Source organism: Afipia sp. GW823-FHT06G09 (assembly GCF_058794875.1).
Map to the genome: position 1 here is coordinate 1 of NZ_JBXAHF010000011.1, position 565 is coordinate 565.

At 62.8% G+C, this 565-nt stretch carries 1 protein-coding gene; it reads left to right on the forward strand.

All coding sequences use genetic code 11. The annotated features are described in order from the left end of the window. Window positions 1–564: outer membrane protein (locus AC1Q67_RS25425; RefSeq protein ID WP_492238098.1), on the forward strand; the 564-nt coding region annotated here is incomplete at its 5' end. Window position 565 lies beyond the last annotated feature (1 nt).

Here is a 565-nt window from a genome sequence, read left to right on the forward strand (position 1 = left end):
GCCGCTTTCGGTGGTGACGACGGGTTCGCAACCAACATCGTCGGCCTGACTGGTTCGAGCCGCGACGCTGCGTTCCTCGGCGGTGGCCAGATCGGCGCTGACTACCAGTTCGCTCCGAACTGGGTTGTCGGTATCGAAGGCCAAATCTCGGGCCTGTCGAACAACGATCGCCGCTTCACTGTCGGCGTTGACTCGATCCGTGATCGTTCCGACTGGCTCGCTTCGGTTACCGGCCGCCTCGGCTACACCTGGGGTCCGGGCCTGATCTACGCCAAGGGCGGTGTCGCGTTCCGTGACGACAGCGGCCTGGCTGCAACCGCTGGCTTCCTGCCGGCTGTGACCGATCGCAACTCGACCGGCTACACCGTCGGTGGCGGTCTCGAATACATGTTCGCCCCGGCCTGGTCGGCGAAGGTTGAGTACCAGTACTACAACTTCGACACCACCAACGTTGTCACCAACGCTGGCCTTGGCGCGCTGTCCTACAAGGACGACCTCCACACTGTGAAGGTTGGCGTCAACTACCACTTCAACTGGGGTGGCCCGGTCGTCGCGAAGTACTAAG